The 25,904-nt window shown below is 74.7% G+C and carries 26 protein-coding genes; 11 read left to right on the top strand and 15 right to left on the bottom strand.

From position 1 onward, the window contains the following. Positions 1–34 precede the first annotated feature (34 nt). The 7 genes from ACFPCY_RS07080 to ACFPCY_RS07050 all read right to left on the bottom strand — a co-directional run bounded on the left by ACFPCY_RS07080 (position 35) and on the right by ACFPCY_RS07050 (position 7,229). Positions 35–469, bottom strand: a complete 435-nt coding sequence (locus ACFPCY_RS07080; RefSeq protein WP_378252817.1) for a hypothetical protein — start codon at positions 467–469, stop codon at positions 35–37. Continuing rightward, a complete protein-coding gene (locus ACFPCY_RS07075) occupies positions 453–725 on the bottom strand; it encodes an acyl carrier protein (RefSeq protein WP_378252816.1) in 273 nt (90 codons plus the stop codon). Before ACFPCY_RS07075 ends, ACFPCY_RS07080 begins: the two co-directional genes overlap by 17 nt. After that, complete coding sequence (locus ACFPCY_RS07070; RefSeq protein WP_378252815.1) at positions 722–2,299, bottom strand: 2-oxo acid dehydrogenase subunit E2; 1,578 nt, start codon at positions 2,297–2,299, stop codon at positions 722–724. Before ACFPCY_RS07070 ends, ACFPCY_RS07075 begins: the two co-directional genes overlap by 4 nt. Beyond that, a complete protein-coding gene (locus ACFPCY_RS07065; protein ID WP_378252814.1) occupies positions 2,292–3,428 on the bottom strand; it encodes an alpha-ketoacid dehydrogenase subunit beta in 1,137 nt (378 codons plus the stop codon). Before ACFPCY_RS07065 ends, ACFPCY_RS07070 begins: the two co-directional genes overlap by 8 nt. Beyond that, positions 3,425–4,414: a pyruvate dehydrogenase (acetyl-transferring) E1 component subunit alpha gene (pdhA, locus tag ACFPCY_RS07060; RefSeq protein WP_378252813.1), complete on the bottom strand. Its 990-nt coding sequence runs from the start codon at positions 4,412–4,414 to the stop codon at positions 3,425–3,427. Before pdhA ends, ACFPCY_RS07065 begins: the two co-directional genes overlap by 4 nt. Continuing rightward, on the bottom strand, positions 4,411–6,183 hold the full coding sequence (gene acsA, locus ACFPCY_RS07055) for an acetate--CoA ligase (RefSeq protein ID WP_378252812.1): 1,773 nt from the start codon (positions 6,181–6,183) through the stop codon (positions 4,411–4,413). The genes pdhA and acsA overlap by 4 nt, the downstream gene beginning before the upstream one ends. A 158-nt stretch (positions 6,184–6,341) precedes the next feature. After that, positions 6,342–7,229: a universal stress protein gene (locus tag ACFPCY_RS07050; RefSeq protein ID WP_378252811.1), complete on the bottom strand. Its 888-nt coding sequence runs from the start codon at positions 7,227–7,229 to the stop codon at positions 6,342–6,344. 597 nt (positions 7,230–7,826) lie between these two features. On the opposite strand from ACFPCY_RS07050, the gene ACFPCY_RS07045 reads away from it, so the two are divergent. The 5 genes from ACFPCY_RS07045 (at position 7,827) to ACFPCY_RS07025 (ending at position 11,213) form a co-directional block, all read left to right on the top strand. Continuing rightward, complete coding sequence (locus tag ACFPCY_RS07045; protein WP_378252810.1) at positions 7,827–8,504, top strand: CBS domain-containing protein; 678 nt, start codon at positions 7,827–7,829, stop codon at positions 8,502–8,504. Between the two features lie 14 nt (positions 8,505–8,518). After that, the gene (locus ACFPCY_RS07040) at positions 8,519–8,863 is read left to right on the top strand and encodes an SHOCT domain-containing protein (RefSeq protein WP_378252809.1); all 345 of its coding nucleotides are present in this window, start codon (positions 8,519–8,521) and stop codon (positions 8,861–8,863) included. A 75-nt stretch (positions 8,864–8,938) separates the two neighbouring features. Further along, complete coding sequence (locus tag ACFPCY_RS07035; protein WP_378252808.1) at positions 8,939–9,538, top strand: pyridoxamine 5'-phosphate oxidase family protein; 600 nt, start codon at positions 8,939–8,941, stop codon at positions 9,536–9,538. 144 nt (positions 9,539–9,682) lie between these two features. Then, positions 9,683–10,366, top strand: coding sequence for a response regulator (locus tag ACFPCY_RS07030; RefSeq protein WP_378252807.1), 684 nt, complete (start codon positions 9,683–9,685; stop codon positions 10,364–10,366). Between the two features lie 22 nt (positions 10,367–10,388). Beyond that, positions 10,389–11,213, top strand: a complete 825-nt coding sequence (locus ACFPCY_RS07025) for a universal stress protein (RefSeq protein WP_378252806.1) — start codon at positions 10,389–10,391, stop codon at positions 11,211–11,213. A gap of 136 nt (positions 11,214–11,349) precedes the next feature. Here the strand turns inward: ACFPCY_RS07025 and ACFPCY_RS07020 are convergent, their stop codons facing one another. Next, positions 11,350–13,068, bottom strand: coding sequence for a sensor histidine kinase (locus tag ACFPCY_RS07020; RefSeq protein WP_378252805.1), 1,719 nt, complete (start codon positions 13,066–13,068; stop codon positions 11,350–11,352). Positions 13,069–13,151: 83 nt separating this feature from the next. Continuing rightward, positions 13,152–13,727 carry a DoxX family membrane protein gene (locus tag ACFPCY_RS07015; RefSeq protein WP_378252804.1) on the bottom strand — a complete coding sequence of 192 codons (576 nt, stop codon included), beginning with the start codon at positions 13,725–13,727 and terminating at the stop codon, positions 13,152–13,154. A gap of 216 nt (positions 13,728–13,943) precedes the next feature. On the opposite strand from ACFPCY_RS07015, the gene ACFPCY_RS07010 reads away from it, so the two are divergent. The 4 genes from ACFPCY_RS07010 to ACFPCY_RS06995 all read left to right on the top strand — a co-directional run bounded on the left by ACFPCY_RS07010 (position 13,944) and on the right by ACFPCY_RS06995 (position 17,858). Continuing rightward, positions 13,944–14,525, top strand: coding sequence for an Rv1733c family protein (locus ACFPCY_RS07010; protein ID WP_378252803.1), 582 nt, complete (start codon positions 13,944–13,946; stop codon positions 14,523–14,525). Positions 14,526–14,613: 88 nt separating this feature from the next. Further along, positions 14,614–15,540, top strand: a complete 927-nt coding sequence (locus tag ACFPCY_RS07005; protein ID WP_378252802.1) for a Gfo/Idh/MocA family protein — start codon at positions 14,614–14,616, stop codon at positions 15,538–15,540. A 174-nt stretch (positions 15,541–15,714) separates the two neighbouring features. Then, the gene (locus tag ACFPCY_RS07000; RefSeq protein WP_378252801.1) at positions 15,715–16,449 is read left to right on the top strand and encodes a response regulator transcription factor; all 735 of its coding nucleotides are present in this window, start codon (positions 15,715–15,717) and stop codon (positions 16,447–16,449) included. Between the two features lie 326 nt (positions 16,450–16,775). Further along, positions 16,776–17,858 carry an amidohydrolase family protein gene (locus tag ACFPCY_RS06995; protein WP_378252800.1) on the top strand — a complete coding sequence of 361 codons (1,083 nt, stop codon included), beginning with the start codon at positions 16,776–16,778 and terminating at the stop codon, positions 17,856–17,858. A 27-nt stretch (positions 17,859–17,885) separates the two neighbouring features. Here ACFPCY_RS06995 and ACFPCY_RS06990 read toward each other — a convergent pair whose 3' ends face one another. Beyond that, complete coding sequence (locus ACFPCY_RS06990; protein ID WP_378252799.1) at positions 17,886–19,055, bottom strand: epoxide hydrolase family protein; 1,170 nt, start codon at positions 19,053–19,055, stop codon at positions 17,886–17,888. Between the two features lie 79 nt (positions 19,056–19,134). Here ACFPCY_RS06990 and ACFPCY_RS06985 point away from each other — a divergent pair, with 79 nt between their 5' ends. Further along, complete coding sequence (locus tag ACFPCY_RS06985) at positions 19,135–20,334, top strand: ROK family transcriptional regulator (protein WP_378252798.1); 1,200 nt, start codon at positions 19,135–19,137, stop codon at positions 20,332–20,334. 18 nt (positions 20,335–20,352) lie between these two features. Here the strand turns inward: ACFPCY_RS06985 and ACFPCY_RS06980 are convergent, their stop codons facing one another. Beyond that, on the bottom strand, positions 20,353–20,679 hold the full coding sequence (locus ACFPCY_RS06980; protein WP_378252797.1) for an ArsR/SmtB family transcription factor: 327 nt from the start codon (positions 20,677–20,679) through the stop codon (positions 20,353–20,355). 117 nt (positions 20,680–20,796) lie between these two features. Here ACFPCY_RS06980 and ACFPCY_RS06975 point away from each other — a divergent pair, with 117 nt between their 5' ends. Further along, on the top strand, positions 20,797–22,254 hold the full coding sequence (locus ACFPCY_RS06975) for an MFS transporter (RefSeq protein ID WP_378252796.1): 1,458 nt from the start codon (positions 20,797–20,799) through the stop codon (positions 22,252–22,254). Between the two features lie 72 nt (positions 22,255–22,326). Here the strand turns inward: ACFPCY_RS06975 and ACFPCY_RS06970 are convergent, their stop codons facing one another. From ACFPCY_RS06970 to ACFPCY_RS06955, 4 genes are all read right to left on the bottom strand, one after another. Next, positions 22,327–23,220, bottom strand: a complete 894-nt coding sequence (locus ACFPCY_RS06970; RefSeq protein WP_378252795.1) for an NmrA family NAD(P)-binding protein — start codon at positions 23,218–23,220, stop codon at positions 22,327–22,329. Positions 23,221–23,267: 47 nt separating this feature from the next. Further along, positions 23,268–24,248 (bottom strand): zinc-binding dehydrogenase, encoded by a 981-nt coding sequence (locus ACFPCY_RS06965; RefSeq protein WP_378252794.1) that lies wholly within the window; start codon positions 24,246–24,248, stop codon positions 23,268–23,270. A 307-nt stretch (positions 24,249–24,555) separates the two neighbouring features. Continuing rightward, the gene (locus ACFPCY_RS06960) at positions 24,556–25,071 is read right to left on the bottom strand and encodes a MarR family winged helix-turn-helix transcriptional regulator (protein ID WP_378252793.1); all 516 of its coding nucleotides are present in this window, start codon (positions 25,069–25,071) and stop codon (positions 24,556–24,558) included. 134 nt (positions 25,072–25,205) lie between these two features. Continuing rightward, complete coding sequence (locus ACFPCY_RS06955; RefSeq protein WP_378252792.1) at positions 25,206–25,892, bottom strand: TetR/AcrR family transcriptional regulator; 687 nt, start codon at positions 25,890–25,892, stop codon at positions 25,206–25,208. Positions 25,893–25,904: the final 12 nt, after the last annotated feature.

Below are 25,904 nucleotides of genomic sequence, written 5' to 3'. Positions count from 1 at the left end.
GGGGGTCATGGTCGTGCTCCTTCGGGGCGGGAGTTCATGCGTGGCCGGCCTCGGCGAGGGCGCGGACGGCCGCCGCGGCGCGGGTGGCCAGGACGGGAGTTCGCCGGGCGGCGGTTCGCCGGATCCGCTCGGCCTCCGCGTTCGCCGCGGCGAGAACGCGCTCGGAGTCGGCGCGGGCGGAGTCGCGCGCGTGCGCGGCCCCCGCATCCCGTTCGGCGCTCTCACGCGCGCGGGCCCCGGCGACGATGCCGTCCGCCTCGCGGCGCGCGTTCGCGCGCAGGTCCGCCGCGTCCCGCTCGGCCGCCGCCAGGACGCGCGCGCACTCGGATTCGGCGGGCGCGAGCAGGGCGAAGACCGGTTCGAGCTCGGCGGCCAGCAGCGTCCGGCGGTCGGCGGGGACGGCCGCGGCGGGCGCTCCCGGCGCGGCGGACGGCCGGAACCGTTCCAGCAGGTCAGCCACCGTCGGCATCGCGTCCCCCTCCCCCGGACACGGCCACCAGGTGGTCGACGCAGCCGTCCACGGTGGAGACCGCGGGGTAGTCGTCCTCGTCGATGGCGCAGCCGCCGGACTCGCTGACGAGCTCGACGAAGGCGAGGAAGTCCATCGAGTCCAGTCCGAGGTCGTCGCGCAGGTCCGCCCCGCCGGACACGTCGGCCGTGTCGACGTCGGGCGCGACCTTCGCCAGCGCGTCCAGCACGAGGGCGCGCGCCTGGTTCTCGTTCACAGTTCCTCCGGGTGTCGCAGCAGCCGGTCCAGCGCCGTCAGGAGGCGCGCCCCGGTCCGTCCGTCACTGGCGCGGTGGTCGCCCGAGAGCGTCGCGGTGACCAGGGGCCGCACGCCGAGCAGGCCGTCCACCGCCCACGGCCGCTCCCGGACGGCGCCGAACCCGAGCAGGGCGACCTGCGGCGGGTGGATCACGCCGGTCACCGACTCCACGCCCTGGTCGCCGAGGTCGGTGACGGTGAGGGTCGCGCCGTCCATCTCCGAGCCGCGCAGCCGCCCGGTGCGGGCACGCCGGACCAGGTCCTTGAGCCGGGACATGACGTCCTCGGGCGGCAGGCCGGCGGCGTCGCGCAGCACGGGCGTGGTCAGCCCTCCCTCGCGCAGCGCCACCGTGACGCCCAGGTGCACCCCTTCGCCCGGGACGAACGCGTCGTCGATCCAGTGGCCGTTCAGCTCCGGCACCTCGCGCGCGGCGCGGGCAGACGCGCACAGCAGCAGCGCGGCGGGCACCAGCCGCCGCGACACCGGCACGCCGCGGTTGTGCTCGCGCAGCCAGTCCAGCGCGGGCCCCATGTCGATGGTCGTGCTGAGGTAGTAGTGCGGGATCTCCCGCTTCGACCTGGCCATCGACCGTCCGATGGCCAGCCGCATCGCGGCCTTGCGGTCCGGACCGCGCCCTCCGGCGACCGTTGCGGACGGCCCGGCGGTCGGCGCGGACGCCTTCCCGGACAGCGCCGAGGGCTTCCCCACCGGCGCGGACGCCTTCCCGGACGGCGCGGACGCCTTCCCGGACGGCGCGGACGCCTCGGCCGCCGGGGCCGCCGCGTGGCGGACGTCGGCGGCGAGGACGGTGTCGTGCGCCCCGGTGCCGACGACGGTGGCGAGGTCGATCCCCCGCTCCCCGGCGAGCCGCCGCGCGAGCGGCGTGACCCGCCTGCGGCCGGGCCGCCCGGCAGGCCGCCCGGCGGGATGCTCGGCAGGGCGCCCGGCGGGATGCTCGGCTGGATGCTCGGCTGGGCGTTCGGGCACCGCTGCGACCGGACGCGCAGCCGGACGTCCGGCGGGACGCGTCCGCCGGGCGGCCCGCTCCACATCCGCCCGGACGACCCGCCCGTCGTGACCGCTGCCCTTGACCGCGGCCAGATCGACGCCGAGATCGGTGGCGAGACGCCGGACGAGCGGCGTCGCCACCGGCGCAGACGGCACGTGCACCGGCTGCGGTGCCGGCTCCGGTGTCGGCTGCGGTGCCGGCTCCGGTGCCGGCGCCTGCGCTGGTTCCGGGACGGCCGGACGGGCCGGTTCCGCCGGGGCCGCCGCGGGTTCCGGAGGCGCCGTGCGCCCGCCCGCGCCGATGACCGCCAGCGGCGTCCCGACCGGGACGGTGGCGCCCGGTTCGACCAGCAGCCGGTCCACCGTCCCGTCGGCGAAGCACTCGACCTCGATGTCGGCCTTGGCGGTCTCCACCACGGCCACGACGTCGCCCCTGTGGACCTCGTCTCCGGGGTGGACGAGCCACTGCGTCAGGGTGCCCTCGTCCATGTCCGCGCCGAGCGAGGGCATCCGGAACTCAGGCATCGCCGCGCACCGCCCTGCGCGCCGCCTCCGCGATCGCCTCCGGGGACGGCAGCGCGGCCTCCTCCAGGTGCCGCGCGTAGGGGGTGGGGACCTCCGCGCCGCAGACCCGGCCGACCGGCGCGTCCAGCTCGTAGAACACCTGCTCGGTGATCCGGGCGCTGATCTCGGCGGACAGGCTGCCCGACCGCCACGCCTCGTCCACCAGGACGGCCCGGTGCGTGCGCGCCACCGACGCCGTCACCGTCGCGTCGTCCAGCGGGCGCAGCACGCGCAGGTCGATCACCTCGGCGTCCACGCCGCCGGCGGCGAGCCGGTCGGCGGCGGCCAGCGTGCGGGGCAGCATCCCGCCGTAGGTGACCAGGGTGACGTCGGCGCCGGGCCGCCGGACGGCGGCGCGGTCGATGCCGACCGGCGCGGGCTCGGCGGGCAGGACGTCCTCGGCGTTGTACAGCGCGCCGTGCTCGAAGATCAGCACCGGGTCGGGGTCGGCGAGCGCGGGGGCGAGCATGCCGCGCGCGTCGGCGACGGTCGCGGGCGCGAGGATCCGCAGCCCGGGGATGTGCGCGTACCAGCCCTCCAGGCTGTGCGAGTGCTGCGCGGCGAGCTGCCGGCCCGCGCCGGTGGTCATCCGGATCACCAGCGGGACGTTGAGCTGGCCGCCCGACATGTGCAGCAGCGTCGCGGCGTTGTTGAGGATCTGGTCGAGCGCGAGCAGGCTGAAGTTGACCGTCATGATCTCGACGATCGGGCGGAGCCCGCCGAGCGCCGCGCCGATGCCCGCGCCGACGAACGCCGACTCCGACAGCGGGGTGTCGCGGACGCGCTCGGGCCCGAACTCCTCCAGCAGCCCGAGGCTGACGGCGAAGCACCCGCCGTAGCGGCCGACGTCCTCGCCCATCAGGAAGACGCGGTCGTCGGCGGCGAGCGCCTCGCGGAGCGCGGCGCGCATCGCCTCCCGGTAGCTGGTCCGCGCACCGGGCGCGGCGCCGGCCGTCCGTTGCGCGCTCTTCGCACGCGCCGGTCCGGATCCGTCCGCGCTCGGACGGCCGGGTCCGGCGCCGCCCGCCGCTTCGCCGGACCTCGCCGTGGCGGGCTTCTTGTCACGGGTCCTGGAGCCGCTGGACGTCATGGGCGTGCCGCCTCCTCCGAGTAGACGAACCGGGTCAGGTCCTCGACCGGCTCCAGCGGCGCCCCGGACGCGCGGGCGACGGCCTCGTCGATCTCGGCCGCGATCCGCTTGTCCAGGTCCGCCTCGTCCTCGCCGGCGAGGGCGTCCAGGGCGCGGAGCCGGGCCGCGAGCGCCGCCACGGGGTCGTGGCGCTTCCAGTCCGCGATCTCCGCCTTGTCCCGGTACCGGTCCGGGTCGTACATCGAGTGGGCGCGGAAGCGGTAGGTGCGGGCCTCCAGGAAGTACGGCCCGCCGCCCGCGCGGATCGCCTCGGCCGCGCGGCCCGCCGCCTGCTCGACGGCGGGGGCGTCCATGCCGTCCACCGCCCAGGCGGCCAGCCCGTAGGACGCGGCGCGCAGCGCGAGGTCGGTCTGGGCGTGCTCGCGTTCCAGCGCCGTCCCCATCGCGTACCGGTTGTTCTCGCACACGAACAGCACCGGCAGGTGCCACAGCGCGGCGAGGTTCAGGCACTCGTGGAACTCGCCCTCGGCGACCGCGCCGTCCCCGAAGAAGCAGGCGGTGACGCGGGCCAGGCCGCGCATCCGGTCGGCCAGCGCCAGCCCGACCGCGACGGGCAGCCCGCCGCCGACGATGGCGTTGCCGCCGTAGAAGCGGGCGGACGCGTCGAACAGGTGCATCGAGCCGCCCCGGCCCCGGCTGCAGCCGGTGGCCCGGCCGAACATCTCCGCCATGATCGCGGTGGCCGGGATGCCGCGGGCCAGCGCGTGCGCGTGCTCGCGGTAGGTCGACACCACCGCGTCGTCGGAGGTGAGGACGGCCGTCACGCCGACGGCCACCGCCTCCTCGCCGATGCCGAGGTGCATGAAGCCGCGGATCTCGGCCGCGCTGTACAGCTCGACGCAGCGTTCCTCGAAGCGGCGGATGCGGAGCATCTCGCGGTGCAGGCGGCGCATCCGGTCGAGGACGGGCTCGGGTGCCGCGGTCATGACCGTCCCTCCACGGTCGACACGTCGCCCTCGGGGAGGCCCAGCTCGCGCGCCTTGAGCAGGCGGCGCATCACCTTCCCGCTGCGGGTGTGCGGCAGGTCCTGGTCGAAGTCGATCTCCTTGGGGGCGAGCGCGGCCAGCCGCTTGCGGGCGAACCCGACCAGCTCGCGGCGCAGCTCGTCCGACGGGGCGTAGCCGGGCCGCAGCGTCACGAACGCCTTGACCACCTCGCCCGCGACCGGGTCCGGCTTGCCGATCACCCCCGCCTCGGCCACCGCCGGATGCTCCATCAGCGCGCTCTCGACCTCGAACGGCCCGATCAGGTGCCCGGCCGACTTGATGACGTCGTCGGCGCGCGCCACGAACCAGTAGTAGCCGTCGGCGTCGCGCCGGGCGATGTCGCCGCTGAGGTACCAGCCGCCCGCGAAGCAGGCCGCGTAGCGGGCGTCGTCGTGCAGGTAGCCGCGGAACATCGACGGCCAGCCGGGACGCAGCGCCAGCTCGCCCTCGGCGTCCGCGCCGTCCAGCTCGCGGACGCCGCCGTGCGCGTCCACCAGCGCCCTGCCGTCCGGGCCGCGCTCCAGCAGCGCCGCCTCGATCCCGGGCAGCGGTCGGCCCATGGAGCCGGGCCGCACCCGCGCCGCCGCGGTGTTGGAGATCATGATCGCGCCGGTCTCGGTCTGCCACCAGTTGTCGTGCACCGGCGTGCCGAACGCCTCGGCGCCCCAGGTCACCACCTCGGGGTTGAGCGGCTCGCCGACGCTGGCGACGAACCGCAGCGCCGACAGGTCGTGCTCGCGGGCGAGCGCGACGCCGTGCCGCATCAGCATCCGCAGCGCGGTCGGCGCGGTGTACCAGACGGTCACGCCCTGCTCGGCGAGCGTCCGGTACCAGCGGCGCGGGTCGAACTCGGCCGCGTCGGCGACCACGGTCGCGCCCAGGACGAGCGGCGCGACGATCCCGTAGGAGGTGCCGGTGACCCAGCCGGGATCGGCGGTGCACCAGAACACGTCGCTCTCCCGCAGGTCCAGCGCGTGGGCGGCGGTGGCCCGGTGCGCGACCACGGCGGCGTGCACGTGGACCGCGCCCTTGGGACGGCCCGTGGTGCCGCTGGTGAAGTGCAGCAGCGCCATCTCCTCCGGGTCGGTCGGCGGGATCTCGAACACGGGGTCGGCGGCGTCCATGAGCGCGTCCAGCCGGACGGTGCCGGGCGGTTCGTCCGGGCCGGTGACCAGGACGTGCCGCAGCCCCGGCAGGGCGTCCCGGATCGGCGCGACCTTCCGCCGGTACAGCTCGCCGCTGGTCACCAGCACCCGCGCGTCGCCGAGCCGCATCCGCTCGCGGATCGGCTCCGGCCCGAACGCGGAGAACAGCGGGCAGAAGACGCTCGTGTTCTTCAGGGTGCCGAGCGCGCTCACGTACAGCGCGGGCTCGCGGCCGAGCAGGGAGAAGACGGACTCGCCCCGGCCCACGCCCAGTCCCCGAAGGACGTTGGCGAACCGGCCGGTCCGCTCCCGCAGGCCGGCGTAGGTGAGTTCCACGGGCGGGCCGTTCTTCGGCAGGCACCGGAGTGCCGTCACGTCCGCCCGGGGGCCGGACGCGTGCCGGTCGACCGCCTCGTGCGCGATGTTCAGGCCGCGCCCGCCGGGCAGGCCGTCCAGCGCCTTGCGGGCCCGGCGCCAGGAGAACGCGGCGCGCTCGCGGTCGTAGGAGGTCGGGTCCGGGGTTCCGGCGCGGAATCCGCTTCCGCGCGCTTCTTCCTCTGCCATGCGAACCGTCCAGGAGTGGGCACGGTGCCTGCTTGCGGGTCTGTGTCCGGTCTACGTCCGGTGGCGCGGCCGGTCAGCGGGCCGTCCGTCCTCAGCCGGCGGCCATTGGTCCTCCGCCGGCCCGCGGGCGATTCCCCCGGCGGGCCGGACGAGGTTCGTCACGCTCGCGCCGGGACGATCGCGACCGGGCAGGCGGCGTGGTGCAGGACGCCGTGGCCGACCGAGCCGAGCCCCCGCCACGTCGGGCCGGGGCGGTGACGGCGTCCGACGACCACCAGGCCCGCCGTCCGGGACGCCTCCACCAGGGCGGTCACCGGGTCGTCCCAGACGACGGTCTCGTCGACCCGCACGTCCGGGAAGCGCTTGCGCAGCGGCGCGTGCGCTTCGAGCATCGCCCACCGCAGCCGCTCGTCGTCGGCCGTCTGCCGCATGGCGTCCACCGCGAGCCGGGGCGGGACGGAGACGTGCACGGTCCGCACCGGCGCGCCGCGCGCGGCGGCCTCGGCGAACGCGAACTCCAGCGGGGCGGCGTCGCCGTCCAGCGCCAGCCCGACCACGACCTCACCGTGGCGTCCGGGCTCGGCGCCGTCCGCGACATCGTGCTCCCCTTCGGGGCCCCGGACGACCACGACCGGCGCCGGGGACCGTTCGGCGGTGCGCAGGCTCGCCGAGCCCAGCATCATCCCGGCGAACCCGCCCCGCCCGCGATGCCCGACCACGACTTCCAGGGCGTCCGCCGCTTGGTCGCACAGGGCGCGGACCGTGTGCTCCTCCACCAGCGCGGTGGACACCTCGACCTTCGGCGTCCGCGCGCGCACGGCGCGCTCCGCCTCCGCGAGCGTCCGCGTCGCCGCCTCGCGCAACGAGCCGGCGAAGCCGGGCAGGGCCTGCAAAGGCAGGTCGTAGGGCGGCACTTCGAGGGCGTGGACGACGAGCAGCGGCCGTCCTCGGCGTTCGGCGTCGTCGGCCGCCCAGGCCAGCGCGCGGTCGGCGGACGGCGAACCGTCCACCCCGACGAGGACGGGCCGGTGGTCCGGGGTGTTCATGGCTGGCCGCCTTTCCGGCGCGGATCTCGGGAGGGGCGCCGCGCGGAGGGAGCACCGGGGCGCTGGACGAGGGGTCCGGCCGGGCTAGCCGCTCTGTGGTCGGCTCCCATCGCCTGCCGGGAGTCCGTTCCTCAGCGCCGGACCCCTCTGCCTCCAGTCTCGTCAGCGCCGGCGCGCGGACCACCGACCAAAGTCCCGGACTTCCCGGCGTTCGACCGGCGCCCTCCGGCAGCGAATCTCCGGTTTCGCTCGGGAACGCGTGCCGCGGAATCTCCGGGTCCGTCCGGGGACGCGTGCCGCGGAATCTCCGAATTCGCTCGGGAACGCGTGCCGCAGAATCTCCGGATTCGCGCGGGGACGCGTGCCGCGGAATCTTCCGGTTCGTCCGGGGACGCGGGCCGCGGAATCTTCGGGTTCGTCCGGGGAGGCGCGCGGTGGGACGTTCGGGTCGGTTCCGAGCGCGTGCGACCGCCGGCCCGGGGACTTTCGGCACGTGAGGAGGGGAGGCCGGGCGGCGAGTCTGGAGGTGGGCGCTCGGGCCGCGCGGCGGGGAACCGCCCGCCGGACGGGACCCCGCACCGGCCGAAGGAGGTCGTCATGGGACACCCTGCGAAGACGCTGGTCGAGGACGTCATGACGCGGCGGGTCGTCGCGGTGGCGCTCGACACCCCCTACAAGACGGTGCTGCTGGCCATGCGGATGAACCGCGTCAACGCGATGCCCGTCGTGGACGCCGCCGGGGCCGTGCGCGGCATGGTGTCGTCCGCCGACCTGGTGCTGAAGGAGATTCCCGGCCTGCGCGCCCGGCCCGTCCTGGGCGTCGGGATCGGCCGGCACGGCCACGAGCACCGCCGGGCGGTCGCCGGGACCGCGGCCGAGCTGATGACCGCCCCGGCGCGCACCGTCCACGCCGAGCAGACGGTCGGCGAGGCCGCCGACCTGATGCGCCGGTACCGGGTGAACCAGCTGCCGGTGGTGCGGGCGTCGGACGGCCGCATGATCGGCATCGTCACCCGCTCGGACCTGCTGCGCGTGTTCGCCCGGCCCGACACCGACCTCCACCACCAGATCGCGCGCGAGCTGCTGGCCGACCTGCCCGGCGTCCGGGTCCAGGTCGAGCAGGGCGTGGTGATGCTGCGCGGCACGGCGCCCTCCCGGGCGGCGGCCGAGCGGCTCGTCCGCGCGGTGGAGGAGGTCGCGGGCGTGGTCCGGGTGGACGCGCGCTCGCTCCACTCGGCCGACGACCGCTACCCGGCCGCGCCGCTCAACTGGTGACCGAGGAGGCCCCGATGAGGATGCTCACGACCCTGCTGCTCACCGATCCCGGTGGCCGCTGGGGACACATGGGATACGACGACTCCGGATGGGCGTGGTTCTGGATGGCCATCATGATGACTCTGTGGCTGCTGGTGATCGGCGTGGCCGTCTGGGCCGTCCTGCGGGCGGGAGCCGGCCGGGGGCGCGGCTCGGGCGGCGGTCCCGGCAGTGGTTCGGGCGGTGGCCCGGACGACGGTGGTGCGCGCGCGTCCGACCCGGACGGCAGGACCCGCGCCCGCGAGATCCTCGCCGAGCGCTACGCGCGCGGCGAGATCGACGGCGAGGAGTACGAGGAGCGCCTGGCCAAACTCGGCTGAGGCGCGGCGGCCCGTGCCGTCGGCGCGGCACGGGCCGGAGGGAACCCAGGGGCGGGACGAGGCGGAGACCGGGACATGCTGGCGAACGACGAACGAGACGCGCTCGGACGGGCCGAATGTTTGGCGCTGATGGGCTCGGTGCCCGTCGGCAGGGTGGTGTTCACCGAGCAGGCGCTGCCCGCGGTCTGGCCCGCCGCGTTCGCGCTGGACGGGCAGAGCGTGGTGTTCCGCACGACCGTCGGCACGAGGCTGGACGCGGCGCTGCGCGGTGGCGCGGTCGTCGCGTTCGAGACCGACGCCTTCGAGCCCGTCCCGCCCCGCGCCTCCGCACCGGGATCGCGTGCGAGCGACCGCGGGGCGAGCGGGGACGGCGCGGGCGGCGGAGGCGGAGGCTGCGGAGGCGGAGGCAGCGAGGGCGGAGGCGGCGCGGGGCCGCGGGGGTGGACGGTCACCGCCGTCGGGCGGGTCCGGGCCGTCCGCGATCCGGCCGACCTGGCGCGGCTGGAGCGGCTGCTCCCCGCGCGGCGGGCGAACGGCGTGCTCGAACGCGTCGTCCGCGTGGACTGCGACCGGCTCACCGGCCGCCGCTTCCCCATCGCCCCGCCCGCACCGCCCCCGCCGCCCGCGCCGCCCGCGCCGCCCCCGCCGCCCGCGCCGCGCGTTCCGCACGCGTGAGCGCGCGCTCCCGCAGGACGAGCGGGAGCCGTCCGCGCGGCAAGGGGCTTTGGTCCTGATCCTCAGGCACCGCCGCATCTTCCTACTCGCCATATGTCCGGTTAGCGTCGGAAAGTCTTACCGATCAGAGTTCGAGGAGAGTCGATGGCCGGCACTCGGCAGACCCCGCACACGATCCGGGTGTTCCTGGTGGACGACCACGAAGTGGTCCGCCGGGGCGTGGCGGCGCTGCTGTCGGCCGAGCCGGACCTGGAGATCGTCGGCGAGGCCGGCACCGCGGAGAGCGCGATCGCCCGGATCCCGACCGTCCGCCCCGACGTGGCCGTGCTGGACGTGCGGCTCCCGGACGGCGACGGCGTCACCGTCTGCCGGGAGGTCCGCTCCCGGATGCCGGGGCTGGCGTGCCTCATGCTGACCTCGTTCGACGACGACCAGGCGCTCATGGACGCGGTGATGGCCGGTGCCGCGGGCTACGTGCTCAAGCAGATCCACGGTTCGGACCTCGTCGGGGCCGTCCGGACGGTCGCGTCCGGGCAGTCGCTGCTCGACCCGCAGAGCACCGCCCGGATGCTCGCCCGCATCCGCCACCGGCAGGAGCGCCGCGACCCGCTGGCGGCCCTCACCGACCAGGAGCGCCAGATCCTCGACCTGATCGGCGAGGGCCTGACCAACCGGCAGATCGGCGAGCGGATGCACCTGGCGGAGAAGACCGTCAAGAACTACGTCTCCAACCTGTTCGGCAAGCTCGGGATGAGCCGGCGCACCCAGGCCGCCGCCTACTCCGCCCAGCTCAAGGCGGGCGACACCGACTACCGCGACGAATCCTGACACCGGCGGCGGGAGGTCTGCGATGTTCGAGGGCATCCTGGCGGGGATCGACGGTTCGCACTGCGCCCTCGACGCGGCGCTGTGGGCCGCCGCCGAGGCGCGGACGCGGCGGCTGAGGCTGCAACTGCTGCACGTCGTCCCGCCCGTCCCGGACGCCGAACGAGCGAAGGCCGAGGACCGCGGGCGCGACGCCCTCATCGACGCCGCCCAGGCGATCGAGGAGGCCTTCCCCGACTCCCCGCCGCGCACGCTCCTGCTGCACGGCGATCCCGGCCACGTCCTGCTGCGCGAGACCGAGCAGGTCGGGTTCGGCGTGCTCGGCCGGCACGGCGACCGGCTCGGGGCGCGCGCCCGCACGGGATCGACGGCCTACGAGGTCGCGGGCCGGATCCGGTGCCCGGTCGTGGTCGTCCCCGAGGGCACCGCGCACATGCGGGGCCCGGTCGTCGTCGGAGTGGACGGGTCGAGGGAGGCCGCCGTCGCCCTGCGGTTCGCGTTCGACGCGGCCCGGGAGCGGCACGTCCCGCTGCGGCTGATCCACGTCGTGCGGGCGCGCGCCGGTTCGGTGCCGGACACCGACCTGCGGGTGCCCGACCACGTCCGCCGGTTGTCGAGCGCCGTCCTCACGAGCCGGGCGCTCGCCGACCCGCGGGTGGACGTCGCCGAAGAGGCCCTCTGGGGCTCCCCCGCGCAGGAGCTCGCGGCGCTCGGCGCGCACGCCGGGCTGCTGGTGGTCGGATCGCACGGGATCGGCGGCGTCCACCTGACCCTGGCACGGCGTTTCGGCTCGGTCAGCGAGCAGCTCGTCCACACCGCCCCCTGTCCTCTGGCGGTGGTCCGGCGCTGACCCGCCTCCGGCGCCGGCCCGCCCCCCGCGATAGCCCGCCCCGGCATGGCCTCGCACACGCGTCGACTCGCGCACGGCGCGGGCTCAGCGCCCCGCCCGGCGCGGACGACGCGGACGGCGCGGACGACGCGGACGGTCAGGCCGGTGGTAGCGGAACGCGCCAGGTCAGGACGGTCCCGCCGTCGGGGCCGTCGTCGATCTGCAGCTCGCCGCCCAGTTCCTCGGCGCGGCGGAGCATGTTGTTCAGTCCGCCCCGGTGCTCGCCGGGGTGCATGCCGACGCCGTCGTCGGCCACCCTCAGCACCAGGTCGTCGTCGCCGACGTCGACCGACATCTCGGCGCGGCTCGCCCGGGCGTGCCGGGCGACGTTGGAGAGCGCCTCGCGCACGACCGCGACCAGGTGGTCGGCGACGTCGTCGGGGACGACCGTGTCGAGCAGGCCGTCCAGCCGCACCGACGGCGCGAAGCCGAGCTGCTCGGTGACGCCGTCCACCAGCGCGTGGATCCGGCTGCGCAGGCTGCTCTCGCCGGGCGTGCTCTGCAGCGCGAAGATGGTGGAGCGGATCTGCCGGACGGTGGCGTCCAGGTCGTCCACCGCCCGCTGCACCCGCACCGCGACCTCCCGCTTCTGGGTCATCTTGATCGCGGCCATCAGCGTCATGGCCGTCGCGAACAGCCGCTGGATGACCGTGTCGTGCAGGTCGCGGGCGATGCGGTCGCGGTCCTCCAGCAGCGCGATCCGCTCGTCGTCGCGGCGCCGGTCGGCCAGTTCCAGCGCCACCGCGGCCTGCCCGGCGAACGCCTCCAGCAACCGCTGCGTCCCGTCGTCGAACGCCGGGCCCTGCGGCTCGCGCGCCACCGCGATGACGCCCCGGGCCGCGCTGCCGGTGCCGAGCGGCACGATCAGCAGCGGGCCGACCGCGACGTCGCTGAACGCGTCGATCCCGGCGAACGCGGTGCGGCCGTCCTCCAGGCGGGTGGCGCGACCGTCCCGGAACACCTCGCGCGGGACGCCGGCCGGGGCGAACCGCGACCCGGTCAGCTTCCCCGCGTCCGCGCCGTCGGCCGACACGACCGCGAACTCCTCGCCGCCCGCGTCGGCCAGCACCACCGCGGCGAGCTTCCCGTCGGCGACCTCGCGCACCCGCCGCGCGACCAGCTCGGTCACCGGGCCGATCTCGCCGCCCGACAGCAGCGCGGTGGAGATCTCCGCGGACGCCCCGAGCCAGCCCTCGCGCCGCCGCGCCAGGTCGTACAGCCGCGCGTTCTCGATCGCCACGCCCGCCGCCGTGGCCAGCGCCGACACCACGACCTCGTCCTCCTCCTCGAACTCGCGGCCGTCGCGCTTCTCGGTCAGGTACAGGTTGCCGAACACCTCGTCCCGCACCCGGATCGGGACGCCCAGGAACGCGCGCATCGGCGGATGGTTCGCCGGGAAGCCGTAGGACTCGGGATGCGCGCCGAGGTCGGCCAGCCGCAGCGGGCGCGGCTGCTTGATGAGCAGCCCGAGGATGCCGTGGCCCTCCGGCCAGTGCCCGATCGCGGCGATCTCCTCCTCGCCGACGCCGACGGTGATGAACTGGACCAGCCGCTCCCGGTCCTCGGAGATCACCCCCAGCGCGCCGTAGCGGGCGTCCGCCAGCGTGGTCGCCGCCTCCACCAGCCGCCGCAGGACGGTCTCCAGGTCCAGGTCGCTGCCGATGGAGACCACCGCCTCCAGCAGCGCGTGCACGCGGTCGCGGGTGGCGCGGGCCGCGGCCAGCCGCGCCTGCAGCTCGTTCAGCAGGTCGTCCAGCCGCAGCTGCGGCAGGTTCATCCGCGCGCCCAGGGGACGGGCCGGGTCCTCGTCGCTCACGCGCTCAGTAAACACCGTGAACGGCGGGGCGTCCCGTCCGGAACGCCCCGCCGCAGGGGTTGACCGCGCCGTCCTCAGACGGATCACTTGAGCACGGGCAGTTTCCGGACCAGAGGCGTGCTCCCCCACCAGCGGCCCAGTCCGACCGCGTCGCCCGCCGACACGAAGGCCAGACCGATCAGCAGGATGGCGTAGATCAGGTGGTCGTCCATGAACGGGTTGTTGGCCGGGGGCAGCACGACCGACCACATCATCACCAGCAGCACCGCGCCGGCGACCGCCGCGATACGGATGCACACGCCCAGGATCAGTGCGACACCGATCGCCGCGAGGCCGATCATGAACAGCCAGTCGGCCCAGGCCGCGCCCGCGATGTCGTGGTAGAAGCCCTTGAACGGCCCCTTGGCGCCGAACTTCAGGAACGCCTTGGTGGGGCTGCCGCCGTGGATCCACGCTTGCGCGTGCTTGGTCTCGTGGCCGAGACCGAAGGTCTTGTCAAGGAACGCCCACAGGAACACCCAGCCCAGCGAGAGCCGCGCGAGGGCCCACACGTACCGGGCCGAGGTCGACTCGACGACCCTCCCGGGCGTCAGGGCGTGGAGATCGGGCAGGTGGACGCGGTGGGCGTGCTGGGCGCGCCCCTGTTCGGAGACCGTCATCGCGTTCTCACTTCCTCACTTCGTCGTCGTCGCCTCCATTCACCCCCGCGGGCCGCCGCGGGGTCAGGCGCTTAAGACCGTTGATCTTCGGGACGTTGGTCCCCGGTTCCGCGCCGAACGGCGAGGCCAACGTCCGCGCCCGCCGGGTCGCTCGCCCCTGGGTCGGCGCCCGGTCCCGTTCCTAGCGTGTGGACCACGACTACCGAGGAGCCGACGATGAGCCGCACCCACCGACCCGGGCCGTCCCGTGCGGCCGTCCTCCGCCACCGCTTCGGTTTCGACTCCAACCCCCTGCGCCGCGACGTGGACCGCTTCCAATGGCTGACCGGACTCGTCCTGGTCCTGCTGTTCCTGGTCTTCGCCCCGGTCATGGGCCTGCGCGTCGGCGAGGCCTACTACGCCAAGGGGGTGCGGACCGAACGCGTCGAGGCCACGGCATGGCGTCCGGTGTCGGCCGACGTGACCCGCGTGACCGAGCGCAAGCGCGGCTACCGGGTGGACGTCCTCGGCACCGCCGCCGACGGCCACCGCCTGACCGGCTCCTACACCACCTCCCGCGCGACCGTCGTCGGCGACCACGTGTCCCTCTGGGCGACCCCCTCCCGCCTGACCGACACCCCGCCGCGCCGCCACGCCAGGACGATCACCGACACCGTCGTCGCCGTCGCCGCGTCCACCCTGGTCGTCGCCGCGCCCCTCGCGCTGGTCCACCTCGTGACCCGCCGCCGCTGCGACCGCCTGCGCTCCCGCCTGTGGGACGCCGCCTGGGCCCGCTTCGACCGCCACCCCACCCCCTGAGCGACGCTCCGCGCGATCCACCCGCCGCGCATCCGGCGACACGCGGTGAGGACGCGCGCGAACGCGACCCGCTCCCTAGACTCCACGCATGGCATTGAGATTCGGACTCCTCGGCTCGGGCCACTGGGCGACCGAGACGCACGCGCCCGCCCTCGCGGCGGCGCCGGACGCGGTCCTCGCCGGAGTCTGGGGCCGCAACCCGGACCGGGCCGAAGCCCTCGCCCGCGAGCACGGCGTCCGCGCCTACCGGGACGTCGACGAACTGCTCGCCGACGTCGACGCCGTGGCGATCTCCCTGCCGCCCGAGGTCCAGCAACCGCTGGCGCTGCGCGCCGCCGCCGCGGGCAGGCACCTTCTGCTGGAGAAGCCGGTCGGCCTGTCCGCCGCCGACGCGGCGGCGGTGGCCCGCGAGGCGTCCGCGGCCGGCGTCGCCTCGGTGGTCTTCTTCACCTACCGCTTCGTCCCCGCGGTCGAGCGCATCCTCGAGGACGCCGCGGCGAAGGGCGGATGGGACGGCGGACGTGCCGACGTCCTCGCCTCGATCTTCGAGCCCGGCAGCCCCTACGCGTCCTCGGAATGGCGCCGCACCCGCGGAGCCCTGTGGGACCTGGGACCGCACATCCTGTCGGTGTTCCTCCCCGTCCTGGGCGAGGTCACCGAGGTCACGGCCATGAGCGGCCCCCACAGCACCTCGCACGCGCTCCTGCGCCACGAAAGCGGCGCCGTCTCCACCATGACCCTGAGCCTGGACGCGCCCCCCGCGGCCAACGGCGCCCGGCTCGGCTTCGTCGGGGACGACGGCGTCCTGACCGTCCCGGTCGGCGAGATCCTCGCCGTGAACGCCCTGACCCGAGCGATCGGCAGGCTGGCCCAGAGCGCCTCCGGCTCCCGCCCCGACCCCTGCGACGCCACCTTCGCCGCGAAAGTCAACGCCGTCCTGGAAGCCACCCAGCGCTCAATGGACCAAGGCGCGACCGTAGCCGTAACCCCACCTGACCTCTTCCCAGCTCAGTGACCCAACCGCTGCGAGCCGCATCTGGAACCGTGCGAGGAAGGGCCAGAGCCGCCTGGCCTCGAAGCACCGAGTGTCCCGTGGTGGACAGCGGTTGGAGGGGACAAGCCGCCCGCGTACGAGGAACATGGCGATTGATGCTTCCTGCGGACCCGACCCCGTCCCTGGAGGGCCTGGATGCGGCGACTCCCCGCGATGGAACTGAGCCACCTGCTCAGTGATCTGCCGGATCGGGCGACCTACCTGACCGCGGCCGGTGCGAGCCTGGGCGAGGTGATCGGCTGCGACCGCGTCTCCTGGACGGCCATCGACCTGACGACCCGGTCGGCGGAGATCTGGGGGGACCCGCCCGTGGGGCGGTGGGAACGGCAGACCTTCCTCCGCAACATGGCCGACTGCCCCACGGTCCGCCACTACCGGCGGAACCCGGCCTCATGGAGGCCCTGCCGGACGAGCGACGTGGTGTCGGATCGGGAATGGCGGTCCAGCAGGGCGTACGCCGAGCACTACCGGCCGCTGGGCCTCCCCTACCAACTGTCGATGGCCCTCGTCCCCCGGACGGCGGCCTGCGGCGCCGGCTGGTTCCTCAATCGGGCCGGCACCGATTTCTCCGCAGCCGATGTGGCCCTCGCAAGCGCCCTGCTGCCCGTGCTCTCCGTGCTCGACAAGCTCTACACCGGCGTCCCGGGAGTGGACCAGGAACTCGCCCGCGAGGAGGTCGGGCTGACCGCCCGGGAACTCCAGGTCCTCACCCTGCTCCGGCAAGGCCTCACCGCCCGGCAGATCGCCACGGCGTGCAGGATCAGCGTGCGCACGGTCAACAAGCACCTCGAACACCTCTACCGCAAGCTCGGCTGCAACGACCGGCTCCAAGCCGTGACCCAAGCCCGGCGGCTCGGCGTCCTCACGTGAACGCGGTCGAGTGGGCCATGGCGGGCCTACGGCGGTCCAGGTGGACGATCTCCCTCCGACGGCAGGGGCGGCTCTTGGTGCGCTTGCACCCTTAGGGGGTGTTTTTCCGGGGCGGGTCAGGGGTGTTACCCGATGCGTCTCGGGTTGCGGGTGAGGGACCGTGCAGGACATGGCCCGGCCGAATCCGCCGCTCGCAGGGGGGCGCAGTGTGCGGGGAGTGGTGGGTGGCAGTGCCGCCCTGACGCAGGAGCCGCCGGAACGTGCGGCGCTGCCGGGGGCCGGGCCAGGAGTCCGGTGCACATCTCTCGACCGACGAGGAGACGTCCATGCCCGAGCTGTCCCGCCGGAACACCCTCAAGATGACCGGCGTCGCGGCGGTGGCCGCCGCCGCGCCCGTGCCGCTGGCGGCGTCCGGTGCCTTCGCGAGCACCCGCCGGCCCTCCCGCGGACGGGTCGACACTCACCACCACGCGCTGCCGCCCCGGATGCGGCAGTGGGCGATCGATCAGGGCATCCTCCCGCCGACCGGCGGGCCGTCCTGGGCCCGGTGGACGCTGGAGGGCACCCTGGCGACCATGGACGCCAACGACATCGCGATCGGGGTGGCGTCCGCGCCCGTGCCGGCCGAGGTGTTCGCGGACCGCGAGGTCGCCGGGTCGGGCGTGCGCGAGTGCAACGAGTCGCTGGCCGAGCTGGTGCGCGACCATCCGACCCGGTTCGGGTTCTTCGCCAACGTGGCGATGCTCCATCCGGACCTGGCGCTCGAGCAGATCGCGTACGCGCTGGACGAGCTGGGCGCGGACGGCGTGCTGCTCAACACCTCGGCCGCCGGACGCTACCTCGGCGACCGCGCGTTCGACCCGCTGCTGGCCGAGCTCGACCGGCGCGGCGCCGTCGTGTTCACCCATCCGTCCTCGCCCAAGGGGATCGTGGAGGTGCCCGGGGTGGGCGACTGGCTCGGCGACTTCCTGCTCGACACCACCCGCACCGCGCTGAGCCTGATCGCGACCGGGGCGCTGGACCGTTACCGCCGGCTGTCGGTCATCCTGTCCCATGCCGGCGGGTTCCTGCCGTACATGGCCGGACGCGCCGAGCGGTGGGGCCGGGAGGACGACGGTCCCGCGCCGGCGAAGGTCCGGCGGGCGCTGCGGCGCTTCTACTACGACACGGCGCTGCCGATGTCGCCGTACGCCACCCCGACGCTGCTCGGCGCGGTCGGTGCCGAGCGCGTGCTGTTCGGCACCGACTGGCCGGCCAACTCCGCCCGCGAGGTGGCCCTCAACACCGCCGACCTCGACCGCGACCCCGGGCTGGACGGCCGCGCGCACCAGGCCATCGCCCGCGACAACGCGCTGCGCCTGCTCCCCCGCCTCGCGAAAAAGACGGCGCTGAAAGCACCGGCGCCCTGACAGCGGCGGAGCCGGTCACCGGACGGGTCAGCGGACGAGCCGGAAGAACGTGCGGAGCTCGTCGACGAAGAGGTCGGGCTGCTCGAACGCGGCGAAGTGGCCGCCCTTGCCGGGCTCGTTCCAGTGGCGGATGTCGGTGAAGCGCCTCTCGGCCCACCGCCGGGAGGGGCGGGGGTTCTCCTTGGGGAAGACCGAGCATCCGGTCGGGACGGTCACCAGGTCCGCCCGGCCGGACGTCCCGGCGGTGAAGAGCCGCTGCACCTGCTTGAAGCTCTCCCAGTAGAGCCGGGCGGCGGACGCGCCGGTCCCGGGCAGCCAGTAGAACATGAGGTTGTCCAGGAGTTCGTCGCGGGTGAGCGCGTTCTCCGGGTGGCCGTCGCAGTCGGTCCAGGAGTGGAACTTCTCGATGATCCAGGCGCACAGCAGCGCCGGGGAGTCGACGAGCCCGTACCCGATGGTCTGCGGGCGGGTGGACTGTTCCAGTGAGTACCCGTCCTCCCACTCCCGCGCCCGTTCCAGCGCGGACAGCGCGGCGCGCTCGGCGCCGGTGAGGTCGCCGAACGTCGCCGGGTCCGGTGCCGCGAGGGGCGGCACGAGGTGGATGCCGGCCACGCGGTCCGGGGCCTTCTGGCCGATCAGCGCGGTGATGGTGGTGCCCCAGTCCGAGCCCTGCGCGCCGTACCGCCGGTAGCCGAGGCGCGCCATCAGCCGGATCCACGCCTCGGCGATCCGCTCGACGCCCCAGCCGGGCCGGGCGGGCTTGTCGCTCCATCCGTAGCCGGGCAGCGACGGGCAGACGACGTGGAACGCGTCGCGCGCGTCGCCGCCGTGAGCGGTCGGGTCGGTGAGCGGGCCGATCACCTTGAGGAACTCCACGACGGAGCCCGGCCAGCCGTGCGTCAGGACGAGCGGCAGCGCGTCGTCGTGCGGCGACCGGACGTGCAGGAAGTGGATCCCGAGGCCGTCGATCGACGTCCGGAACTGCGGCAGGGCGTTCAGGCGCCGCTCGGTGGCGCGCCAGTCGTACTCCTCGGCCCAGTACCGGCACAGCTCGCGCAGGTAGCCCGGCGGGACGCCCTGCGACCAGTCGCCGACCGTGGCGTCCTCGGGCCAGCGGGTGCGCCTCAGCCGGTCGCGGAGATCGGCCAGCGCGGACTCCGGGACGTCGAGTGCGAACGGTGTCACCTCGCCGGTCATGCCGTCCTCCCCCCTTGGCGCCGCGGGGCGCCCCGGCGAATAAACTCGTAGAACGAGCATAAACGAGGGGAAGGTGCGCATGGCAAGCCCCCGGAACCGGTCGCGATCCGCGCGTGCGAGGGACGCCCGCTGGCGCGGGGCGCTCGCCGTCCTCGACGAGATGCGCCGGGAGCCGGGGGTGACCAGGGCGGCCGTCGCGCGCCGCCTCGGCCTCGGCACCGGCTCGGCCACCGAGATCACCGCCCGGCTGCGCGACCTCGCCCTGCTCGCCGAGACGCCGGCCGCGACGGCCGGACGGGGCCGTCCGACGACCGTGCTCGCCCCGCATCCGGACGGCCCGGTCGTGATCGCGGTGGACGTCCGGCAGGAGGACTGGCGGTGCGCGGTCGCCGCGCTCGACGGAGAGCCCGCCGTCGCGGAGGCCGGGGCGCACGGGAGCCGCGAACCGGAGCACGTGATCGAGGCGGTCGCGGGGGCGGTGCGGCGTCTCCACCGGCGGTACGGCGACCGCGTCCGGGCGGTGTCGGTGGCGATCGCCGCGACCGTGCAGGGCGGGAAGGTCGTCCAGTCCTCCGCGCTCGGCTGGGACGCCGTGGACCTGACGCCCCTGGCGGTGGATCCGCGCGTGCCGCTGCTGCTCGGCAACGACGCGACCTTCGCCGGTCTCGCCGAGGCCCGGCGGGGCGTCGCCGCCGGTGCCGGGACCGTCCTGCACGTCACGGTGGAGGTGGGCGTGGGGGGCGCCCTGGTCGTCGACGGCGGTCCGGCGGAGGGAGCGACCGGCGCCGGCGGGGAGTTCGGTCACCTCCCGTTCGGCGACCCGGCCCTGCGCTGCCCGTGCGGTGCGCAGGGCTGCTGGGACCTCATGGTCGACGGCCGCGCCATCGCCCGGCACCTCGGCGAACCTCCGCCCCGCGATCCCCGCACGTACGCGGAGCGCGCCCTCGCGCGCGCCTCGGCGGACGCGTCCGTCCAGGCCGCCGTCGGCCGTGCGGCGACGGCGCTGGCCCGCGGCCTCGCCGGGCTCGTCAACGCGATGGATCCCGCCGTCGTCACCCTCGGCGGCCTCGCGGAACCGCTGCGAGCCGCCGCCGAACCGGAATTCGCCGCCGCTTTCGCCGACGGCCTGATGCGCTTCCGACGCGCGGACCCGCCTCCCGTCCTCGCCGCCGCCCTCGGCGGCGACGGGGCGCTGCACGGCGCGGCGGTGACCGCGCTCGACCACTTCCTCACCGAGGACGGCCTCACCGCCTGGGCGGACCTCCGCTCCCGGTCGTGATCCGGGGACGCGGCGGGGTCAGGAATCGGCCTCGTCGGTGCGGGCGCCCGCGAGGACGGCGTCCAGCAGGCCCGGGTAGCGGGCGTCCAGGTCGTCGCGGCGCAGGGTGAGCAGGTTCTCCCGGCCGGACGGTTCCTGGAGGATGACGCCGCTCTCGCGCAGCACGCGCCAGTGGTGGGTCATCGACGACTTGGCCGTGATCCCCAGTTCGGCGAGGACGCTGCCGCAGTTGTGCTCCCCGCCGGCGTCCAGGACGCGGACGGCGGCCAGCCGCACCGGGTGGCCCAGCGCCGACAGCACGCCGTCGACGCGGATCTGGTCGCGGTCCGGGTGACGGTACCTCATGATCCGACTGTACCGCGATAGTCGAACAATCGTCCGCCGCCGCCTTGCCGAACCGTTCGATCGTACGTAATCATTCGTACAGTCGTACTTCCCCGGACCCGAAGGGTGTCCTCTGGCATGTCCGCACTCGCAAGGCAGCCCGCCGGACGGCGGCTGGGCTGGACGCTGGCCCTGCTGGCGCTCGCGCAACTGATCTACGCCTTGGACCTCAACATCGTCTTCGTCGCGCTCCCGGAGATCGGCGCGGACCTGGGCTTCCCCGGCCAGACCCAGCAGCTCGTGGTGAGCGCCTACGTGGTGTTCGCCGGCGGGTTCCTGCTGTTCGGCGGGCGCGCCGCCGACCTGCTCGGCCGCCGCCGCGTCTTCGTGTCCGCCTTGGCCCTCTACGCCGTCTCGTCGCTGGCCGGCGGGCTCGCGCCGTCGCCCGCGACGATCGTCGTGGCGCGGGCGGTGCAGGGGATCGGCGGCGCGCTGCTGCTGCCGTCCACCCTGTCGCTGATCAACACGCTGTTCGCCGAGGGCCCGCAGCGCAACCGGGCGCTGGCGGTCTGGGGCGGCGCGGGCGCCAGCGGCCTGACCATCGGCGCATTGCTCGGCGGCGTGCTCACCGAGAACTTCGGCTGGCCCGCCGTGTTCTACGTGAACGTTCCGCTGGCCGCGCTCGTGGCGCTGGCCGCGCTCGCGGTGATCCCGCCCGACCCGGCCGCGGGGCAGCGGCGGCGCTTCGACCTGCCCGGCTCCCTGACCGTCACCGGGGGCGCGACGCTGCTGGTGTTCGCCCTGGTGGAAGGGCCGGAGGAGGGCTGGAGCAGCCCTCTGGTGATCGGCGCGTTCCTGCTGGCCGCCGTTCTCCTCGCGGCGTTCGCCGTCATCGAACGCCGCAGCGCCGACCCGCTCATGCCGTTCCGGTTGTTCCGCAACCGCAGCCTGACCATCGGCATGAGCGTCACGTTCATCTACATGGCGACCTTCGGCGTGCTGCCCTACTTCCTGACCGTCCTCATGCAGAGCGTCCACGGCTACAGCGCCCTGCAGACCGGGATGGCGTTCCTGGTCCCGTCGCTGGCGATCGCGACCGGCACGCAGCTCGGCGAGCGGCTGACCACCCGGATCGGCCTGCGCACGACCCTGCTGATCGGTTTCGCGATCGGCGCCGCCGGCACGGCCGTCCTGGCGCTCGGCTTCGACGCGGACGCCGGCTACGGCCTCCTGCTCCCCGGACTGATCGTCTCCGGCGTCGGCCAGGGCATCGTCTGGACGGCGATGTGGATCGCCGCCGCCACCGGCACCGCCCACCACGAGCAGGGCGTCGCCAACGGCATCGCCTCCACGACCCTCAACATCGGCAACGCCATCGGCCTGGCGGTGTTCACCGCCCTCGCCGACATCGGCACGGAGGGCCGGACCGGCGAGGCCCTGCGCTCGGCCACCGCCCACGGCGAACTCGTCGTGGTCCTGCTGACCGCGGCCGGAATGGTCGCCGGACTGCTGGTCTGCCTCGTCCTGCCCCGCGCCTCCGCACCGTCCCCGGTTCCCGCGGAGGCGCCCGACCCGGCACACGTCACCACGAGCTGAGCACACCCGGGGTCGAGTACGCCCCGCCCTCGTCCGGTTCTCGGACGGGGCGGGGCGTCCGACTCGTTCCGGTCAGGCCGACGCGCGGACGAAGTCGGCCACCGACACGGGCGTGACCTCCGGGTACCGGTCGTTGTCCAAGGTGTCGAACTTCGCCTTCCCGCTCACCATGCACCACTGGTACTGGAGCGCCACGTAGTCGAACGGGTCGTCCGTGAGCGCGGCCCGGCGCTCGATCTCGGCGCGCAGCTCGTCGGCGGTGCCGAGGTTGCGCAGCTCCAGCCGCCGGCCGGAACCGCGCTCGACGGCCTCGTGGAACTGCCGGAACGTGACGACCTCACCGGCGAAGCGGAGCGTGCCGGTCGCACTGGGATCGAGCGCGACGGCGGCGGTGTAGGCGGCCGTGTCCGCCACCGAGGTCAGATCGAGCGGCTGGTCCGGATCGCCCCAGTGCGACACGGTTCCGCGCTCCCAGTCCACGATGCCCAGGAAACCGAGCATGACCTCGTAGAACGCCCCGCTCAGGACGGACGCCACGGCGATGCCGGCGTCGCGGTACCCGGCGGCGGCCCGGCGACGCCAATCGATCATGAAGTTGTCGCCGTCGTCCAGCTTGGTCACGTCGACGGCGAAGTCGGACGGGAGGAAACGCGCGGCACCGGCCTTCTCGGCGGCGCGCACGAGGTTGAGCTGGCCGTCCACGATCACCTCGGGGCCGCCCTGGACGGCCGAGACCACCGTCGTGGCGTCGCCGACCGCGTCGGCCAGCCGCCCCACCGGGTCGGTCAGGTCACCCTCGACGACCTCCAGGCCGCGGGCCTGGAGCGCGCTGATCGCCGCCTTCTTCTCGCCGTCCGCGCCGGGCCGCACCAGGGCCCGGACGGACGCGCCCCGGTCGAGGAGCGCGCTGACGATGCGCCCGCCGAGCAGGCCGGACGCACCGGCCACGAAAACCTTCGATGACATGCTGTTCTCTCCTAGATGTGCGGTGCCGGGAATCTGTTCCCGGACGTTCAGGGGATGAGCAGGGTCTTGCCGACGGTGGCGCGCGCCTCGACGGCGGCGTGCGCGTCGGCCGCCCTCTCCAGCGGGAACCGCCGGCCGACCACCGGTCTGAGGGACCCGGCGACGGCCAGGTCGAGCACCTCGGTGACCAGGTCGCGGGCGTGGGCGGGACGGCTCCAGATGAGTCCGGCGCTGAAGCCGGTGAGGGTCAGGCCCCGGCCGACGAGTTCCACGGGCCGGACGTCCAGCGGCGTCCCGCCGGAGAACCCGAACACGACCTGCCGGCCGGAGCCCGGCGCGAGCAGCCCGAACGACTCGCGGCTCAGGTCGCCGCCGACATGGTCGAAGACCACTTCGACGGAGCCGCCGACGGCGTCGCGCACGCGGTCCGTCCAGCCGGGCAGCGAGTAGTCGACGGCGTGGTGCGCGCCCAGGCTCCGGACCAGCGCGAGCTTGTCCTCTCCGCGCGCGGCTCCGACGACCGTGGCACCGGCCCGTACGAGGAGCTGCACGAGGATGGTGCCGACCGCGCCCGCGGCGGCCTGCACGAGCACGCGGTCCCCGGCGGAGACGCGGGCCGCCCGCACCAGCCCTTGAGCCGTCGCCCCGTACCGGTAGAGCGCGACCGCGTCATGCAGGTCGAGGACGTCCGGCACCGGGACGAGCGAGTCGGCGGGAACGGTGGCGACCTCGGCGTAACCGCCCGTGCCCGTGGTGCTCGCCAGGACCCGGGTGCCGACGAGACCGGCGTCGCCGTCCGGGCCGACCGAGGCCACCCGGCCCGCGACCTCCTTGCCGAGGACGACCGGGAGCGCCGCGCCGCCCAGCGCCCCGCGCATCGCCCCCGAGCGGATCTGCGTCTCCAGGAACTGGACGCCCGCGGCGGCCACGCGCACGGTGACCTCGCCGGGACCCGGCCGCGGTTCGGGCGTCTCCGCGACGCGCAACCGGTCCGGTGGACCGAATTCGGGCAGCACGACAGCACGCATGTGACCTCTCACTCCGTGGATCAGGGGACGCCGGAGAGAGCCGGCGTCCTGTCGAGAGCAGACGGGCAGGGGAAACCCGCCCATGACCGGGACACGCGTCATGGGAAGCGGGTGGAACGCAGCGCGAAAAGCGCGGCAAGACGCAGCGCACCAAGTCGCAGCGCGGCAAGTCGCAGCGGCAAGTCGCAGCGCGGCGAACCCAGCGAGACGCGGCACCTGGCGGGGGCGCAGCGCAGCGCGGGACGGCGCGGTGAGCGCCGGGGAAAGTGAGCGCGGTGACGACCGTCAGCGCGCGATCAGATGTCGGTCAGGAGTTCTTCTTGATGGCTTCGGCGAAGGCACCGAGCCCCTCGGCGAGGTGCTCGATGTCGGAGGGCTCCCAGTCGGACATGAGCGCGGCGACGGCCTCCGCGCGGGCCTTCCAGAGTTCGCGGATGGCGAGCCTGCCGTCCCGCGTGACGCTCACCAGCTGCGCCCTGGCGTCCGCCGGGTCGGGCCGCCGCTCGATGAACCCGCGCGACTCCAGGCGCTTGGCGGGCGGTGAGAGCGTGGACTTGTCCACCTCCATCAGCCCGGCGAGCACCGAGAGCCGCACCGGCCCGTGCAGCGAGACCTGGGCGAGCAGCGTGTAGTCCCCCAGCGACATCTCCAGCCCCGAGGCCGCCATGATCCGCCGCCGGGTGGCCGGGGCGAACATCCAGTTGCCGACCGTGGCCAGCGCCGCCGCCACGCGGTCGGCGGCCTCGCGGCCGTCCGGCCGGTCGCCCCGGCGCGCCGGGTCTTCGCGGCCTTCGCGGCCTTCGCGGTCGGCGGCATCCCCCATCGCCCGTCACGCTCCCGTATTAGTTGGTTTGATGCAACCAACCATATCCGCCCGCCTCCGCGCCCGCAAGGGGGATGTGACCGTTGCAGCGGACGGCGATGTTCAGGAATGCGGCGCGCCCAAGACTCTCCGGCTCATCCGTCCTGGTGGCGGTCACGCCATCGGTCGGTGGCGACGCCGGAGAGGATCACGTTCACGACGTCCTCGGCGAGTTCGGGCGTGACGGGCAGGTGCCCGAAGAGCACCCGGTAGTAGGTCGTCGAGGCGAGCATGTCCAGCAGGAGGTCGACGTCGATGCCGGGCCGCAGGTCGCCCCGGTCGATGCCGCGGCGGAGCGCGGCGGCGGTGGTCGCCCGGCGCGGATGGAAGAACAGCTCGAAGAAGTGCCGTTCGAGATCGGGATCGCCCGCGAGGTCGGCGACGAGCGCGGGCAGCGCCCTGCGGCCGAGGGTGCTGCCGAAGGCCGCGCTGAGCGTGCCGATCCCGGCGACGAGGTCGCAGTGGGTGCAGCCGGTGTCCGGCGTGGGCGCGGTGCCGACGGCGCTCGCCAGGGCGTCGATGACGAGGTGCTGGCGGGAGCGCCAGCGGCGGCGGATGGCGGGCTTGGTCGTACCGGCGCGCGCCGCCGCCGCCTCCATCGTCAGGCCGCTGTAACCGACCTCGCCGAGGATCTCGACGACCGCCCGCCGGACCGCGTCGTCGATGCGCGCGTCGCGAGGACGCCCCCCGGCGGCGGAAGCGGGCCGGGTGGCGGCGGAGTCCCGCGGAGTGGAACGAGCGGGGCCGGAATCGGCGGAGGAGCGGCTTGTCGGCGTGGCCATGCGAGCAGTATA

The sequence above is a fragment of the Actinomadura gamaensis genome (genome assembly GCF_042652125.1).
Taxonomy (GTDB): Bacteria; Actinomycetota; Actinomycetes; order Streptosporangiales; family Streptosporangiaceae; genus Spirillospora; species Spirillospora gamaensis.
The sequence above is the reverse complement of the archived record's forward strand: the minus strand, read 5'-3'. Positions and strand labels throughout refer to the sequence as shown.